This window comes from Corynebacterium meridianum, assembly GCF_016342265.1.
In the GTDB taxonomy this organism is placed as follows: domain Bacteria; phylum Actinomycetota; class Actinomycetes; order Mycobacteriales; family Mycobacteriaceae; genus Corynebacterium; species Corynebacterium meridianum.
The window spans coordinates 342923-358867 of record NZ_JAEIOS010000013.1 but is presented as its reverse complement, the minus strand read 5'-3'; the positions used below and the strand labels follow the sequence as shown (position 1 = coordinate 358867).

13 protein-coding genes are annotated in these 15945 nt (G+C 67.8%); 3 read left to right on the top strand and 10 right to left on the bottom strand.

Annotated features, from left to right (window positions below; all coding sequences use genetic code 11):
* Nucleotides 1–161: 161 nt before the first annotated feature.
* Entirely contained in the window at nucleotides 162–1025 is an 864-nt protein-coding gene (locus JDV75_RS09450; RefSeq protein WP_232958380.1) for an Abi family protein, read from the top strand.
* On the opposite strand, the gene JDV75_RS09445 is transcribed toward JDV75_RS09450, so the two are convergent.
* Nucleotides 1022–2446, bottom strand: a complete 1425-nt coding sequence (locus JDV75_RS09445) for a protoporphyrinogen oxidase (protein ID WP_198738979.1) — start codon at nucleotides 2444–2446, stop codon at nucleotides 1022–1024. The two genes, JDV75_RS09450 and JDV75_RS09445, sit on opposite strands and share 4 nt — an antisense overlap.
* A 121-nt stretch (nucleotides 2447–2567) precedes the next feature.
* Nucleotides 2568–3641: a uroporphyrinogen decarboxylase gene (hemE, locus tag JDV75_RS09440; RefSeq protein ID WP_198738978.1), complete on the bottom strand. Its 1074-nt coding sequence runs from the start codon at nucleotides 3639–3641 to the stop codon at nucleotides 2568–2570.
* A 178-nt stretch (nucleotides 3642–3819) separates the two neighbouring features.
* On the opposite strand from hemE, the gene JDV75_RS09435 reads away from it, so the two are divergent.
* Nucleotides 3820–4986 (top strand): NAD(P)-dependent malic enzyme, encoded by a 1167-nt coding sequence (locus tag JDV75_RS09435; protein WP_198738977.1) that lies wholly within the window; start codon nucleotides 3820–3822, stop codon nucleotides 4984–4986.
* A gap of 25 nt (nucleotides 4987–5011) precedes the next feature.
* Here JDV75_RS09435 and JDV75_RS09430 read toward each other — a convergent pair whose 3' ends face one another.
* The 8 genes from JDV75_RS09430 to JDV75_RS09395 all read right to left on the bottom strand — a co-directional run bounded on the left by JDV75_RS09430 (nucleotide 5012) and on the right by JDV75_RS09395 (nucleotide 14748).
* Nucleotides 5012–7543 (bottom strand): heavy metal translocating P-type ATPase, encoded by a 2532-nt coding sequence (locus JDV75_RS09430; protein ID WP_198739118.1) that lies wholly within the window; start codon nucleotides 7541–7543, stop codon nucleotides 5012–5014.
* A 250-nt stretch (nucleotides 7544–7793) separates the two neighbouring features.
* Nucleotides 7794–8342, bottom strand: a complete 549-nt coding sequence (locus JDV75_RS09425) for a hypothetical protein (protein WP_198738976.1) — start codon at nucleotides 8340–8342, stop codon at nucleotides 7794–7796.
* 156 nt (nucleotides 8343–8498) lie between these two features.
* Nucleotides 8499–9512, bottom strand: a complete 1014-nt coding sequence (hemB, locus tag JDV75_RS09420) for a porphobilinogen synthase (RefSeq protein WP_336244322.1) — start codon at nucleotides 9510–9512, stop codon at nucleotides 8499–8501.
* Nucleotides 9513–9613: 101 nt separating this feature from the next.
* Nucleotides 9614–11299, bottom strand: a complete 1686-nt coding sequence (locus tag JDV75_RS09415; protein WP_198738975.1) for a bifunctional uroporphyrinogen-III C-methyltransferase/uroporphyrinogen-III synthase — start codon at nucleotides 11297–11299, stop codon at nucleotides 9614–9616.
* Nucleotides 11300–11560: 261 nt separating this feature from the next.
* Entirely contained in the window at nucleotides 11561–11974 is a 414-nt protein-coding gene (locus tag JDV75_RS09410) for a hypothetical protein (protein WP_198738974.1), read from the bottom strand.
* Between the two features lie 2 nt (nucleotides 11975–11976).
* Nucleotides 11977–12882, bottom strand: coding sequence for a hydroxymethylbilane synthase (gene hemC, locus JDV75_RS09405; protein WP_198739116.1), 906 nt, complete (start codon nucleotides 12880–12882; stop codon nucleotides 11977–11979).
* Nucleotides 12883–13013: 131 nt separating this feature from the next.
* Complete coding sequence (locus JDV75_RS09400) at nucleotides 13014–14396, bottom strand: glutamyl-tRNA reductase (protein ID WP_198738973.1); 1383 nt, start codon at nucleotides 14394–14396, stop codon at nucleotides 13014–13016.
* A 136-nt stretch (nucleotides 14397–14532) separates the two neighbouring features.
* Complete coding sequence (locus tag JDV75_RS09395; RefSeq protein WP_198739115.1) at nucleotides 14533–14748, bottom strand: glutaredoxin family protein; 216 nt, start codon at nucleotides 14746–14748, stop codon at nucleotides 14533–14535.
* Nucleotides 14749–14893: 145 nt separating this feature from the next.
* Here JDV75_RS09395 and JDV75_RS09390 point away from each other — a divergent pair, with 145 nt between their 5' ends.
* Complete coding sequence (locus tag JDV75_RS09390) at nucleotides 14894–15940, top strand: HAD-IB family hydrolase (RefSeq protein WP_198738972.1); 1047 nt, start codon at nucleotides 14894–14896, stop codon at nucleotides 15938–15940.
* Nucleotides 15941–15945: the final 5 nt, after the last annotated feature.

The window sequence follows — 15945 nt, the reverse complement described above, 5'->3', positions numbered from 1 at the left end:
CCTCAGCGGTAGCATGATCCTCAACATGACCGGTTCCGCTGCCCGCTTCATACGGGAGCCCAGGGCCGGTCTTTGTTTTTCGCGGGTAACATTTCCGGCATACAGCCCCCAAGCCCTTCCGCTCACACGAGGCACAGCTCGAGCTGTTGGTCTCCAGGGGCATGCACGTGGACGACACGGATGAGGCAATTGCAACCCTCCGCAAGGTGAGCTACTACAGATTGTCCGGATACTGGTTCCCACTGCGGGTCTTTAACCGCGCCAACGGACGAAGTCTCGACCGGTTTCAGGAAGGCTCAACCTTTGAGACGGTGGTGAAGCTCTACGACTTTGACTCCCGTCTCAGAGCAGCTGTTTTCGATGAACTGAGCACTGTTGAACTGGCGGTTCGCGCATCTCTCGGCCACGAGCTCGGCAGTATCGACCCACTCATACACCTCAGCGCCACGAAGCTCGGGCCGTCCGCACGACAGATTCCAAAGAGAAAACCAGACACAAGACACGACATTTGGCTGGATAGGTACAGGAGCACCGTAGCGAGATCCAGGGAGGATTTCGTCGCCCACCACCGCAACAAGTACGGCGGTGATCTTCCCGTGTGGGCCACAGTGGAGGTTCTGGACTGGGGTGGACTCTCACACCTTTACTCAATGTCCCCGAGAGCGGTGCAGAACCGGATCTCGGACCGGGTGAACCTGACAGGCCCACAGTTCGGTTCATGGTTGAAGTCACTCAATATCGTCCGCAACTACTGCGCTCACCATTCCCGGATGTTCAACCGGGTATATGACATCAAACCCAAGATCAACGATGATCACCGACTGCGGCCTGTCCGGGAATCGGGCAACAGAGCGTTCGGACAACTGACACTGATCCAGTATCTGCACCATGAGTACGGATTGTCGGACGGAACCCGAATCCCTCTGGTACTGGAGTCTTTTCCGCACAATGAGCTGGTGCCGTTCACCCGAACCGGTGCACCCGAGAATTGGCGGGACCTGCCGTTGTGGCAGATCCCGGGCTAGTTCACTCCCGCGAGCCGCCGCGCCGCCGCACGTGCTCCGGCGATGACCGCCGGAACGCCCACACCGTCGACCCAGGCGCCCGCGACGTCGACGGTCGGAACCGCATCGACCGCGGTGCGCACGGTGGCGACGGTGTCGAGGTGGGTGTCGGAGAATCGGGGCAGCCCGCCCCACCAGTACTGGGTGTAGATCTCGGAGAGTCCGGCGGCGCGCCCGTCGAACCCGGTGATTTTCTGCAGGTCGTCGAGGGCGTGATCGACGAGTTCGTCCTCCCCGATCTTCAGCATGGAGTCGTCGCCGAAGGTGCCGAAGGAGGCTCGGACGAAGGCCCCTCCCCGTTCGCCGATGTGCGGCCACTTCTTCGAGGAGAAGGTGAACGCCTTGGCGTGCATGTCGGGTTCATCGGCGGCGATGAGGATCCCGGAGTGGTCGGGCAGGCTGTCACCGGAGTCGAAGCGCATGCCGACGACGACGGAGGAGGACAGTTTCACGGCCCGCGCTGCGGTCGCGGCATCGGGGGCGACGTCGCGCAGGAGGACTGCTGCGGTGGGGGCCGGGACGGTGATCAGTACCCGGTCGTAGGCGGTGTCGCCGGCCCCGGTGATCCGGTACCGCCCGTCCCCGGGCACGATCCCGGAGACGAAGGTGTCGAGGTGGATGTCCGCCCCGGACTGTTCGGCGAGTTCCTCGTAGAGCTCGGCGTATCCACCGCGGAACGCGCCGAACACGGGGGTCTTCTCCGGGGTGAGCTTCTCTTTCGGGGTGAGGGTCTTGCGGGACCGCTTCTTCTCGTCGAGGCTCTTCAGCGCACGGCTCAGGGTGACTCTCTCCCCGGCCTCGGCGAGGTCGTCGAGTTCCGCGGCGAGCTGCGGCACGGTGGCACGCAGTCCGAGTTCATCTGCGGGGCAGGAGTACACGCCGCCGAGGAGTGCTGAGACGACGTGATCGACGACGTCGTCGCCGAAGCGCGCGCGCACCAAACTGCCGACGCTGGTGTCCGCGCCGACGGTCCAGTCGATGCCGGGTGCGTCGCCCTCGGCGTCGATCCGGGCGCGGGTGTCCTGCCCGACGAGATCCCCCAGGGACGCCGAGGCGGAGGGGATGCCCATGACGGTGTCGTGCGGCAGGGGGTGGAGTCGCCCACCGGAGTAGATCATCGAGGTGTGCGGCCCGGGGTGCACGATGCGGTCGGCGAGGCCGAGTTCGGTGAAGAACTCCGTCGCGTCGGCGCGGAACGCGAGGTATGCCTCGGCGCCCATGTCGGTCGGTCCCGCGTCGAAGGCGACGGTGTGCAGTTTGCCGCCGATGCGGTCGGTGGCCTCGAAGACGTCGATGTGCGCGTCGGGGTCCAGGGTGTGGATCTCCCGGGCTGCGGTGAGGCCGGCGAGTCCGGCTCCGATGATGGCGTACGAGGTGCTCACGGGTTAGACAGTGCTCCTGTGGGAAGGGTGCTGGTTGGTGTTCGGGTGTTTCCCGCCCAAGCCTAGTACCCCGGCGCGCCACGGTTCCCGCGGCTCGTGGCGTGTGGAGCGAGCGTCTTTTCTATCCGGCGTGGATCGCGGCGACGGCGGCGGTGATCGCGTCGGGGTCGGTGTCCGGGAGCACTCCGTGTCCGAGATTGAAGATGTGTCCGGTGGCGTCCCCGGCGGAGATCGCGGCGGTGGCTTCGGCCCGGATTCGGGTGATCTCCCGTTCGACGACCTGCTCCCCGGCGAACAGGAGGGCGGGGTCGAGGTTGCCCTGCAGGACCTTCGGTCCGGCGGTGGCGTGGATGCGGCGGGCGGCCTCGTCGAGGGGTACACGCCAGTCGACGCCCATGACCTCACTGCCGGCCTCCGCCATGGAACCGAGTAGTTCGCCGGTGGTGACGCCGAAGTGGATGCGCGGGATCTCCCCGGCGATGCTCGCCAGGATCTCGGTCGAGTACGGCAGGACGTGGTCCCGGTAGTCGCGTTCGGTGAGGAATCCAGCCCAGGAGTCGAACAGCTGCATGGCGTCGATTCCGGCGGTGACCTGGGTGCGGAGGAAGGCGGTGACCGTGGGCACGATGCGGCGCATGAGCGCGTGCCAGGTGTCGGGGTCGGCGTGCATCATCGCCTTGGTGACCTGGTGGTTCTTGCTGGGCCCACCTTCGACGAGGTAGCTCGCGAGGGTGAAGGGCGCACCGACGAAGCCGATGAGTGCCTGGGTGTCGGTCAGTTCATCCAGGATGAGGTCGATGCCGGCGGCGACGGGTTCGACCTCGTGGTCCAGGATCGGGAGCGCGTCGACGTCCGCGCGACTGCGGATCGGGTGTGCCACCACCGGGCCACGGCCCGGGACGATCTCCACGTCGACGCCGGCGGCCTTGAGCGGAACGACGATGTCGGAGAACAGGATCGCCGCGTCGACGTCGTGCCTGCGGACGGGCTGCATGGTGATCTCGGCGAGAAGATCCGGCATGAAGCAGGAGTCCAGCATCGCGATGCCCTCGCGGACCTTCCGGTACTCCGGCAGCGAGCGTCCCGCCTGGCGCATGAACCACACCGGCGGACGGGAGGGGGTCCGGCCGGCGGCGGCGTCGAGGAAGGGGGCGTTGTCGAGCGTGCGGCGGGCCGCCGGGGTGGATGCTGTCATGCGTCCCATCCTGCCTGACCCTCTCTCCCGAAGGCCAGACGGGCCGGCCCGGCGGCCGGGCGGAGGTATGAATGCGCTCACACTCCGCACGGGAAACACCCCCCTTCACGCCCCTGGGAGGTTTAAATGGTGACGTCACGTTTATTTCCCCCGCCAGAGGATCGTAGAGGACCCAGCCATGAGCGACCACCATCCAGCGACACTGACCGACGCCGAGATCTTCGCGGCGCACGAGGGCGGCAAGATCGGGACGATGTCCCGCCGGCCCCTGGACAGCGTCCACGATCTGTCCATCGCCTACACCCCCGGTGTGGCCCGGGTGTGCGAGGCGATCCGGGAGGATCCCGAGCTCTCCCACGACTACACGTGGGCCGGCCGCAACGTCGCGGTGATCTCGGACGGGAGTGCGGTTCTGGGGTTGGGGGACATCGGCGCGCGAGCCGCGTTGCCGGTCATGGAGGGTAAGGCGCAGCTGTTCGGGCGGTTCGCCGGGCTCAACGCGGTGCCCATCGTGCTGGACACCACCGACGTGGACGAGCTGTTCGCCACAATCGTGGCGATCGCCCCGTCGTTCGGCGCGATCAACCTGGAGGACATCTCCGCACCGCGCTGTTTCGAGCTGGAACGTCGCCTGATCGAGGCCCTCGACATCCCCGTGATGCACGACGACCAGCACGGCACGGCCATCGTGATCACCGCCGCACTGCGTAACGCGTGCACGCTCCTGGACCGGAAGCTCAGGGACCTGAAGGTCGTCATCTCCGGGGCCGGCGCCGCGGGCGTCGCGTGCGCGAAGATGCTCATCCACGCGGGTATCCGGGACATCGTGATGCTGGATTCGAGGGGGATCATCCATCCCGACCGCACCCCGTTGAATTCCGTGAAGCAGGAGCTCGCGCGCATCACCAACCCCCGCCGTGTCTCGGGCGGTGTGGCCGAGGCTCTCACCGGGGCGGACACCTTCATCGGACTGTCCCGTGGGCACGTCGGTGAGGACGCACTCAAACTCATGGCTCCGGAACCCATCCTGTTCTCCCTGGCCAACCCGGATCCGGAGATCACCCCGGAGCTCGCGTACCGCTACGGAGCGGTTGTCGCCACCGGACGCAGCGACCTGCCGAACCAGATCAACAACGTGCTCGCCTTCCCCGGCATCTTCCAGGGGGCGCTCGCCGCCCGGGCCACGGGGATCACCCCGGCGATGAAACTCGCGGCCTCGAGGGCCATCGCGGACATCGCGGCGGAGCGTCTCGACCCCGAGTACATCGTCCCCTCGCCGCTCGATGCGCGGGTCGCACCCGCTGTGAGCACCGCGGTGCAGGCTGCGGCGCTCGCGGAGGGCTGACCCCGACGCCGGTGGGGTGAGGCCGCTAGAACTTCCGCACCCGCTGTGAGCGGTACTCGATGATGAGTGAGGAGGCGATCATGAGGACGGTCGCCGCCATCGGGTGCAGGACACCCGCGGCCGCGGCGGCCATCGCGATCCCGTTGTAGGTCCAGGCGAGGATGATGTTGCGGTCCGCGAGGGCCGACACCCGACGGGACAGGACGATCATCTCGGGCACGGTCTCGACGTCGTCCCGCAGGAGAACGACGTCGGCCTCGTCGTGGTCGAGGTCGTCGGCCGACCCCATGAGCACCCCGATGTCCGCGACCCGGAGGCAGCCGAGGACGGAGGTGTCGCCGACCATCGCGACGGTCTCCCCGCGTGCGTGGACGCTGCGCACCGCGATGTCCTTCTTGCCCGGGGCGATGCCCGCCAGCACCTTCGAGATGCCGAGGTTGTCGGCGAACCGACGCGCGACGGGATAGGTGTCCCGGGTCAGCATCATCGTCTCCAGACCGAGGTTCTCCAGCTCCGCGACGGCGTCGATCGCGTCATCCTTGACCTTGTCGTAGAGGGTGATGACGCCGCGGGCCTTTCCCTTCCAGCTGACGACCAGCGGGGTGCCGCCGGCGACGGAGGCGGTCGCCAGTCGACCGTCGAGCTCCGACAGGTCCCGCGGGCGCCACAGCACCGCGTCGACCGTCCGCATCTCGAGGTTGCCGTCGGAGTCGGGGATCGGGATCTCGACCTGGCCGGAGAAGTTGCCGCCGTCGGTGATCCGGACGTGATTGACCTCGATCCAGTGCGGGACCTCGTCGCCACCGGCACCCGAGTCACGTGCCTCACGCGCGGCCCGGACGAGCGCCTTGGACACCGGGTGGTCGCTCTCCATGGCGAGCGCACCGGCGACGCGGAGCACCAGCTCCGGGTTCTCCCCCATCTCGGTGGTGATGGTCTCGAGCGCCATCTCACCCTTCGCGAGGGTCCCCACCCGGTTGAAGATGACGGTGGTGACCTCGTCGAGTTGGCGCATGGTCTCGGCGTTGCGCATGAGTACGCCGCGCCGGGCGGAGGTCTCGATGCCCAGGCGCATGGCGATCGGGGTGGACAGCGCCAGTGCGACGGGGCCGACGCAGGCGAGCATGGCGAGGCCCGTGGCGAATGCGGCATTCAGGTTTCCGCTGATCAGCCACCACAGGAAGAAGTCCAGGGTGGCGAGGCTGAGTGCCCAGGGCACGAGCAGCGATGCGGAGCGGGTTGCCAGCTGCGCGGAGCGGTTCTGGTACTGGGATGCCTCCGCGATCCACCGGTGCATGCTGGCCAGACGGGTCCGGGAGCCGGTGCGCTGCACGCGGATCTTCAGGGGTCCACCGAGGTTCATGCCGCCGGCGTAGACGTCGCTGTTGACCTTGACGTCGAGCGTCTCCCGGCCGCCACCGATGAGGCCGGGCACGATGGTCGACGCGCCGCCGATGACCCGCCCGTCGGACGGGATGACCTCTCCGGTGGGAACGATGATGTCGTCCCCGACACGGATCTCCTGGAGAGGAATGGCCTTCTTCACCGGTTTTCCGCTGCGCATGTTCTTCCGCACGACGGTGACCTCGGACACGGCGGACTCGATGTTCTGGCCCTCCTCGTCGAGGAGGGAGTTTCTGCCGGACCTGGTGGCCAGGCGTCCGGCCAGAAGCAGAACCGTCGACCCGCACGCGACGTCGAGGAAGAGTTCGCCGGAGGAGAAGATGGAGTGGTTGACCGCAAGCCATTCGGGGGATGACGTCCACCCGACGTCGCCGGCTTTCGTGAACGAAAGCATCATGATCGACCACAGGTAGGCGGAGATGATCGCCACAGAGCTCGCGGCGTCCAGGGCCGACATACCCCGGCGCAGACCGGCGACCATCGCCCGGTGGAACGGCCATGCGCCCCAGAGCACCACGGGCGTCGCGAGCGCGAGACACACCCACTGCCAGTAGTCGAACTGCAGTTCCCGGTAGTAGTTCATCACGAGAACGGGGATGGTCAGTGCGAGGCTGACGATGAACCGGAGCGGTGTGAGCAGTGCCCGTGCGGTGAAGAGCACATCGGTGGGCTCCGCCTCCCGCGGGAGGGTCCGGACGTCCGACCGGAGGCGTCCCTTGTCCCGGGAGTCCTGGTCGACCTCTCGGGGGGTCCGCGGGCCGGGGCGACGACCGAGACCCCGGATGGACAGCCCCGAGCGGGAGTGCCGGTGCTGGGCGAGGCGTTTCCGCCGGTTGGCTATCTCGAGGCGCTCCGCGCGCCTCCGGAGGGATGAGCGGGTCAGATAAGCCTTGACCCCCACCTCCGAGAGCCTGCGGATCAACTCCTCCGGGTTCACGTCGTCCGGGACGGTCACCCACGCGGTCGACGTCGGGTAGATCACGCTGGCGCGAACTCCCTCGATGTCGTTGAGGGCGCGCTGGATCTCGGTGACGTGCACGGCGGACTTCACGCCCTCGAGTTCGAGGGCGAAGGAGGTCCACCCGCCACCGGACCGACGGGCGAGTCGCAGCTGGAGTGATTCGTCCCCGTTGCGGGCGCCGAGGCCTGCCATGCGGGCGGCCTCTTTCGCGTCGGCGATCGCCTCGGCGACCTGCCGCTCCGATTCCTTCAGTTCCTCCGGGGTGCTGTCCTGGACGAAGACCTCGGGAATCGGGTTGTCGGCGGTCGTGGGGTCATCCTTTTTCGGCGTCACGGTTTTCCCTGGTGTCGGTCGGAAGGTGGACACACCCGGCGCGCCGGGTGGAACGGTCCTCGGTGTTCGAATCTACCCGGATCGGCGTGCGGATCACGGGTTTTCCCGGTTACTGTCCCGGAGTCCCCGGCTCCTTCCCGGCACCGTCGTTCTTCTCCTGCCACTCAACGGCATCGGGACGGCGGCTGAAGATCAGGCCGAGGACACCCGCGACCGCCGCGAGTATCTGCAGACTCCCGTCGACGACATACAGCGCGGTCGGTACAGCGGTGCCTGTGGGGCTCGTCGTGAACACGACCACCGCCCGGATCGCGAAGTAGACGCTGAAGAACACCAGCAGCGTACGCAACCACTTCCGGTCGCTGTTGCGGGCGTAACCGTACACGGCGAACCCGAGGATGACCATGATGCCGATACCCAGCACACCGGCCATGATGATGGCGACGGTGATCACCGCGTCCACGGGGACTCCGGCGGTGTCGCCGAAATCCGCGTTGGCCTTGACCTCGGAGGGGTCGATGAGACTGATCACAACGTTGAACACCTGGTGGCTGATCTCGAGGACCATCATGGCCCACCACAGCTGGACCGCGAGTCGCGCGGATTCCGGGATGGTTGGGGACGGTTTCTCGTGGGGTCGCCCGGGCTGCTGCGTCATACGGGTGTCCTGTCGTCGGGGATTGTGTTCTGGGTCGGTCGGTGGAACCCGGTTGCCGTCGGTGACCGACGGTGCCGGGGATCCTGCGGAACGATTGCTCCCCACGGTAGTTGCCGATGGGAACGGGACATGCGTCGGGGGACGGTATCCGCCCACCTAGCCTCTGGTTTCCTGCAGTCTGCGGGCCGCGTCCACCGCGAAATAGGTGAGGATCTGGTCGGCCCCCGCTCGCTTGATGGACGTCAACGACTCCATCATGACGGCATCCGCGTCGACCCAGCCGTTCGCACCCGCGGCCTTGATCATCGCGTACTCACCGGACACCTGGTAGGCGGCCACCGGCACCGGTGAGGTGTCGGCCACCGCGCGCAGGACGTCGAGGTACGGCAACGCCGGCTTGACCATGACGAAGTCGGCACCCTCGTCGATGTCGAGCTCGACCTCCAGGAGGGACTCCCGGAAGTTGGCGGGATCCTGCTGATAGGCGCGTCGGTCGCCGTCGAGGGACGAACCGACGGCTTCCCGGAAAGGTCCGAAGAAGGCGGAGGCGTACTTCGCGGAGTATGCCATGATCGCGACATCTCCGTGACCGGCGTCGTCGAGAGCCTCACGGATCGCGGCGACCTGGCCGTCCATCATCCCGGAGGGGCTGACGATGTGGGCCCCGGCCTCCGCCTGGGATACCGCCATCCTCCGGTACAGCTCAACGGTGGCGTCATTGTCGACGATCGTGTGCCCCGAACGGTCCTCGGCGAGGACACCGCAGTGCCCGTGGTCGGTGAATTCATCGAGACAGGTGTCGGCCATGACGAGGATCTCGTCGCCGAAACGTTCGCGGACCGCGGTGACCCCCCGGTTGAGGATGCCGTCTGCCCGCCAGGCGACGGAGCCGGTGGCATCCTTGTCCCCGGGTCGGGGGACCCCGAACAGGTCGATGCAGCGGATGCCCGCGTCGCGGGCCTCCGCGACCGCGTCGAGGAGCGAACCGGTGGTGTGCTGCACGACCCCGGGCATGGAACCGATGGGGTTGGGTTCGTCGATGCCGTCGGCGATGAACATCGGGAGAATGAAGTCCGCGGGGCGGAGCGTGTTCTCGGCGACCAGCTCACGCATCGCAGGACTCGTGCGCAGGCGCCGTGGGCGGCGGACCGGACGGGAAGAAACAGTCACGGGAAACAGACCTCTCGGAGGGTTTGCGGGTGTGGGAAGGGGACTCACCTACTGTCCTACTCCCCCACCTGCGGGCCATGCATGGCCCGGTGCGGGTGGGATCAGGAGTTCGTCCGCCGCGAGCGACGCTTCTTGCGCGGGGGCGGCAGCTGCCCCGCGGCCCGCAGCGCCGCGACGTGGGCGGCCAGTGCATCGACGAGCTCGGCGACCCCGGCGACCTCCGGCTGGACATCGACCCGGAGCCCCATCTCCGCGGCGGTGGCTGCGGCCATCGGGCCGATGCAGGCGATGATCGTCCGCTGGTGGGGTTTGCCCGCGATGCCGACGAGGTTGCGCACGGTGGACGAGGAGGTGAAGCAGACGGCGTCGAAACCGCCGGACTTGATCATCTCCCGGATCTCGGCGCTGGGTGGGGCAGCCCGGACCGTTCGGTAGGCGACGATGTCGTCGACCTCCCATCCGAGTTCCACCAGCCCCTCGACGAGGGTCTCCGTCGCGATGTCGGCGCGCGGCAGCAGGACCCTGCCGACGGGGTCGAGATCGGAGTCGTAGTCGGGGAACACCTCGACCAGACCGGCGGCGTTCTGGTTGTTGGCCCGCGGGGTGAGCTCCGGGGTGATACCCAGGTCCCGGATCGCGGCAGCGGTCTTGTGTCCGACGGCGGCGATCCGGACACCCGCGAATGAGCGGGCGTCGAGACCGAAATCAGCCATCTTCGACCACAGTGCCTTCACCGCGTTGACCGATGTCAGCACGATCCACTGGTAGCGGCCCTCGACGATGCCCTTGACGGCGCGTTCCATCTGCGCCGGGTTGCGGGGCGGCTCCACGGAGATCGTGGGCACCTCCTGTGGGATGGCTCCGTGGCTGGCGAGTCGGGTCGACATCGGTGCGGCCTGCTCCTTGGCACGGGGCACGAGAACCCGCCATCCGTAGAGCGGTCTGTTCTCCCACCAGGAGTACTTCGAGCGGTCGTCCACCGAGGTACCGAGGGAGACGACGAGCTGGCCGGGGAGCTCTCCGTCGAGTTTGCCCAGGGTGGACAGGGTGGTGTCGTGGGTGCGCTGCAACCGGGTCGTTCCGTGCACGGTGACCGAGACCGGTGTCTGCGGGGACATGCCCCGTTCGAGGAGTTCGTTCGCGACGGTCACCAGTTGGTCCCGGGTTGCCTGCAGCACGAGCGGTTGCGGCGCGGTGGCGAGCTGGGCCCAGTCGACGTCGCCGCGGGTGATGTCGGTCTCCGTGTAGGTCGAGCCCAGGGCGATACCGGCGAAGGCGGGAACCGTCGAGGGGACCGACATACCGGGGACGACCTGGAACTCGAGGCCCGCTGCAGCGACGGCGTTGATCTCGGCGAGTACGGAATCACTGGTCAGCGGATTCCCGGCGACGAGCCGGATGACGTCGGAACCATCGGCGACACCTTCGGCGAGGAGCTTGGCCACGTCCTCCGGGGCGGCATCGGTGATCTCGGTGATCTCCGCGGCTGTCGGTGCAGGTGGACGCGGCGGTTTGCGGCGCGCACCGGCGGCCTTCGCCTCCGCACACTGCCGGGCATAGGCCTCGTCCGCGGCGTCGAGCTTCGCCTGTGGGACGGCGAGTTCGCTGGCCACGATCTCGCGGACACCTCCGAGGACCCCTGGGTCGGTCAACGCGATCGCCGTGTGGCTGAGTACCTCACGGGCGCGGACGGTCAGGAGATCGGGATTACCCGGACCCGCGCCGACGAAGATGACATTTCCCGTCGTGGGTTCCGGGGCCTCGGGGGCCGGATGGGCCATGCTCATGTGTGTCTTTTCTTCAAGGCTCGGGTTCTCGGGCGCGGCCCGGCTGGACGCCGCACGTGACGGACAGAAACTGTTGGTCCGGGGTCGGTGCCAGATACCCCGGTACGACCGCAACGCCCGGGCCGGACACCACGTCGGGTGGGACGGACACGTGGACCGGGCGGACCCCGGGTCACGTCGTCAGTGGCGGCCCGTTGGCGTTGAGCGCATACCAGGACAACGATAAAGCATAGGCGGCAGGGTTGGAAACCAGCGAGCCGTTCAGGGGGAGTGCGTACCGTACAGGTCACCCGCCGGTTCCCGGTCGACGCTCAGTCGGGCGAGGAGCTGGTCGGCATCCGGGGTGGCGACCACGATGCGCTGCACCGTGGGGTGGTCGAGCAGGATCTCTATCCCCGGTTCAGAGCCGTGGCAGACGGCGAACGTTGAGGTGGTGCCCCGAACGCCGGGGGCCATCGGTCCGGTGAGTGTGCCGGAGCGGGTCACTCCGTTGATGGCGATTCCGGAGAGGCTCGATCCCGCGGGTCTCTCCACCGCCGCGGCGGCGTTGTGCAGCGGGCGTGCCGAGAGTATCGCCCGCCTGGGAACGGTCAGGTCGCTGCGCCTCGCCACGGCTTTCTCCCACCAGTGCAACCGCACCGTGAGCGCCGTGTCGGTCAGCTCCACCCGGACCATGGTCAGGCGTCCTCGGCGGCCGTCATGATGTCGACCGCGCCCCGGTCCAGGAGCTGCCGGGCGAGATCGTCGCCGAGTTCGAGGTGGCGGTCGGCGTCAGTGGTTCCGGAGACGACGAGTCGGGCGGAGCCGTCGAGTGCGAATACTCCCGCGTTCAGGGTGATCCGGTCACCGTCGATGGTGGCGTGGCTGGCGACGGGGGCGGTGCACCCGGCCTCCAGGCGGGCGAGGATACGGCGTTCGGCAGCGGCGCACGCGGACGCGGCTGGATCGATCAGCGTCTCGATGGCGGTGACCGCCCCGGGATCGGACTGCCTGCACTCCACCGCGAGAGCCCCCTGCGCCGGGGCGGGGACCAGTACGTCCGGCGCGAACACCTCGGTCGCCCGCTCCCCCATGCCAGTGCGTTCGAGACCCGCATAGGCGAGGACGACTGCGTCGAGACGGCCGTCGGTGACGTGGCCCATCCGGGTGTCGATGTTCCCGCGCAGGGGGCGAATCTCGAGGTCGGGACGCAGGCTGCGGAGCTGGCTGACCCGCCGTGGGGCGGAGGTGCCGACCCGCGCCCCTTCGGGGAGAGTCCTCAGCGTCAGGCCGTCGCGCGCGATGAGCGCCTCACGGGCGTCAGCGCGCGGGGGGACAACGAGCCGGAAACGGGGATCGGGCGCGGTCGGCAGGTCCTTGAACGAGTGCACCGCCATGTCGCAGTCGCCGGCGGCCATTGCGTCACGCAGCGCCTGGGTGAACACGCCGACCCCGATGCGCTCGACCGGCGCCTGGGAGCGGTCGCCGGGGGTGGTGATGATGGTGAGCTCGGCGTCGAAGCCGGCTGCGATGAGAGCATCACGGATGGTCCCTGCCTGGGTGGTAGCCAGCTGGGATCCACGGGTACCGATGCGGAATGTCACTGCCGCTGCCTTTCTGCGGCGCCGTTCCGGCGCCACCGTGTCGTCGTGTCGTCGTGGGTCGCCTGCGGAGAACGGCACCGTCGATTCGGACTCCAGCGTTCCACGACGCCGGCCTCAACGCCAGAATCCGGTCAGGCCCCGGCGACGGTGTCCGCGACGGTGGCCCGGACCGAGGTGATGGTTCCCGTGTCCCCAACCGGCAGATCGACGGCCGCGACCGACACGGGTCGGGCGGGCTGCGGCGGGGTGAGGCCGAAGAGTTCCTGCAGCGCGGAATCGTAGGAGACCGTGCCGGAGTGGGCCGCGAGTTCCTTCACCCGCACCGTGGGCTGGTGCAGGAGCTTGTCGACGACACGGCGGACGGTGCGGGAGACCTCCTCGCGGTCCGGTTCCGACATGGTCGGTGTCCGCTGTACGAGGCGTTCCATCTCGGCCTCCACGAGTTCGGAGGCGTGCCGACGCAGTGCGGCCACGGCCGGAACGACGTCGCGGATCCGCTGCGCTGAAGAGTAGGACTCCAGTTCCTCGGAGACTATGCGCATCGCCTGGGCCTGACTGTCGTCGTCGGTGTCGCGGCGGGCCTCGTGCAGTCGCTCGATGTTGACGAGCCGGACACCCGGCAGATCGGCGACGGCGTCGTCGATGTCGCGCGGCAGGGAGAGATCGACGAAGGTGATGTCCCGCCCGGTGGGGACGTCGGCTGCGGTGACGGTGTAGTTGTCCGCCCCCGTGGCGGAGATGACGATGTCGACGTCCGCGAGAGCGGGGATGCGTGCGTCGAAGTCCACGACCCGGGCCGGTACCCCGGCTTCACGGGAGTGCTCCGCGAGAATCTCGGCGCGGCTGCGGGTGCGGTTCGTCAGCACGAGACCCTCGACACCCAGGCGTCCGAGGTGGGTCGCCGCCAGGGAAGCCATGACGCCCGCACCGAGGACCATGGCGGTGGTACCCGCGAACGGACGATCACGGCCGTCGCGTCCGAGCTGGTTGATCGCCTCAGCGCAGGCGAAGGAGACCATGGAGGCACCGGCATCATCGATGTCGGTCTCGGTGTGGACCCGCTTCCCGGTGTGCAGCGCACACTGGGCGAGGGCGTGGAGCGTGGGGCCTGCTGTACCGAGTTCCCGGGCCTGGGAGTACGCCGCACGGACCTGTCCGATGATCTGCTGCTCACCGACGACCATGGAATCCAGGCCGGAGGTGACAACGAGCATGTGCTCGGCGGCGGCATCGGCGTAGCGGACGTACAGGGAGCGGCGCAGGACATCCGTGTCAACGCCGGAGAGGCCGTGGAGTACCTCGACGACATCGTTGACGCCGGTGTGGAAGCTGTTGGTGACGCAGTAGATCTCGACGCGGTTGCAGGTGGACACGACCATCGCCTCGGAGAGCGACGACCGCCGGATCAGCGCCCGGGACGCCCGCTCGCGCGCGACGTCGTCGCTCATGCTGACCTGTTCGAGGACAGCCACGGGGGCCGACCGGTGCGACATGCCGACCACGAGGACGCTCATGCTGTACACCTCACTGCTTTCGCTGCTCTGTTGCCACTGGTGGGACACCATCGTTTGATTAGGTATCAATCGAAAGGTTGACCCCGCGGTACACCCCGCGTCATCTTCGCTCAAAAGTAGCCCGCTTGTCCCGTTACTACAACAAAGCCTGCGCTAACTCCTCGTCGTCGACCTCCCAGCAGGCGAACTCCTCACCATCGATGACCACGACGGGAACCCGGTCACCGTACTCCATGGCCAGCTCCGGATCCGTGTCCACGTCCCGCAGCTCGAGCACCCCTCCCGCTGCCCCCACAACGGGCCCTATCTGTGTCGCGACACGCACACATGACCCACAGCCCTCACGCACCATCAACTCCACTGTGTGCCCACTCACGGCTCCTCCATCCCGAGATCAGTCGTCGATCGTCCCGACCGGACACCCGGCCACCCCGCCGGGTGCCCTACGATTGGAGAGGTTACTGCACGTTCCACTGACGAAAAGGCATCCGACGCGCGTGAGCACTCCCACCCCCGATGACGGCATCCCCGGCAGCCCCGAGGATTTCCTCGCCACCTGGTCCGCCTCCCGAGGCAATCTGCGACGCTTCCTGGAGGACACCGCGCTCCCCCCGGTCGATGAGTCGACCCAGCGTGCCGCCGGTGAGGCCGCAGCCGCGGCGGCCATCGCACAGGCCTTCGACCTCGAGCTGGAGGACTTCACCTCCGGGATCGCCTCGGTGTCCGGTGCCTTCGAGGCCGCCGGATCCAAGCACGTCAACGCCCCGGATCCCGACATCCAGCAGGATGCCGGCACCGCGGCGTTCTTCGACGTCGACAACACCCTGATCCAGGGCGCGTCGATCCTCGTGTTCGCCCTCGGTCTGGCCCGGAAGCGCTACTTCCGGGTCGGTGAGGTCCTGCCCGTGGTCTGGAAGCAGGTCAAGTTCCGGGTGACCGGTTCGGAGAACGCCGAGGACGTCGCCGAAGGCCGGCAGCAGGCCCTCGAATTCATCAAGGGACGCGATGTCGCCGAGCTAGTGGAGCTGTGCGAGGAGATAGTGGACACCCACATGTCCGAGAAGATCTGGCCCGGCACCCGCGAGCTCGCGGAGACCCACCTGGCCGCGGGACACCAGGTGTGGTTGGTTTCCGCCACCCCGGTGCAGCTGGCCCAGATCCTGGCCCGCCGGTACGGCTTCACCGGAGCACTCGGCACCGTCGCGGAGGTTAAGGACGGGAAATTCACCGGCCGCCTCGTCGGCGACATTCTCCACGGCCCCGGTAAGAGACACGCCGTCGCCGCGCTCGCCGCGGTCGAGGGACTCGAACTGGAACGCTGCGCCGCGTATTCGGACAGCATCAACGACGTCCCGATGCTGTCGATGGTGGGCACCGCCGTCGCCATCAACCCGGATTCAGCACTCCGCAAGGAGGCGGAGAAGCGCGGGTGGGAGATCCGCGACTACCGCAGCCTGCGCAAGGCCATCCGGGCCTTCGGTGTCCCGGCCCTGGTGGGGGCCGGGTTCAGCGTCCTCGGCTGGAAGTGGGTCAAGCGGAGCTGACCACC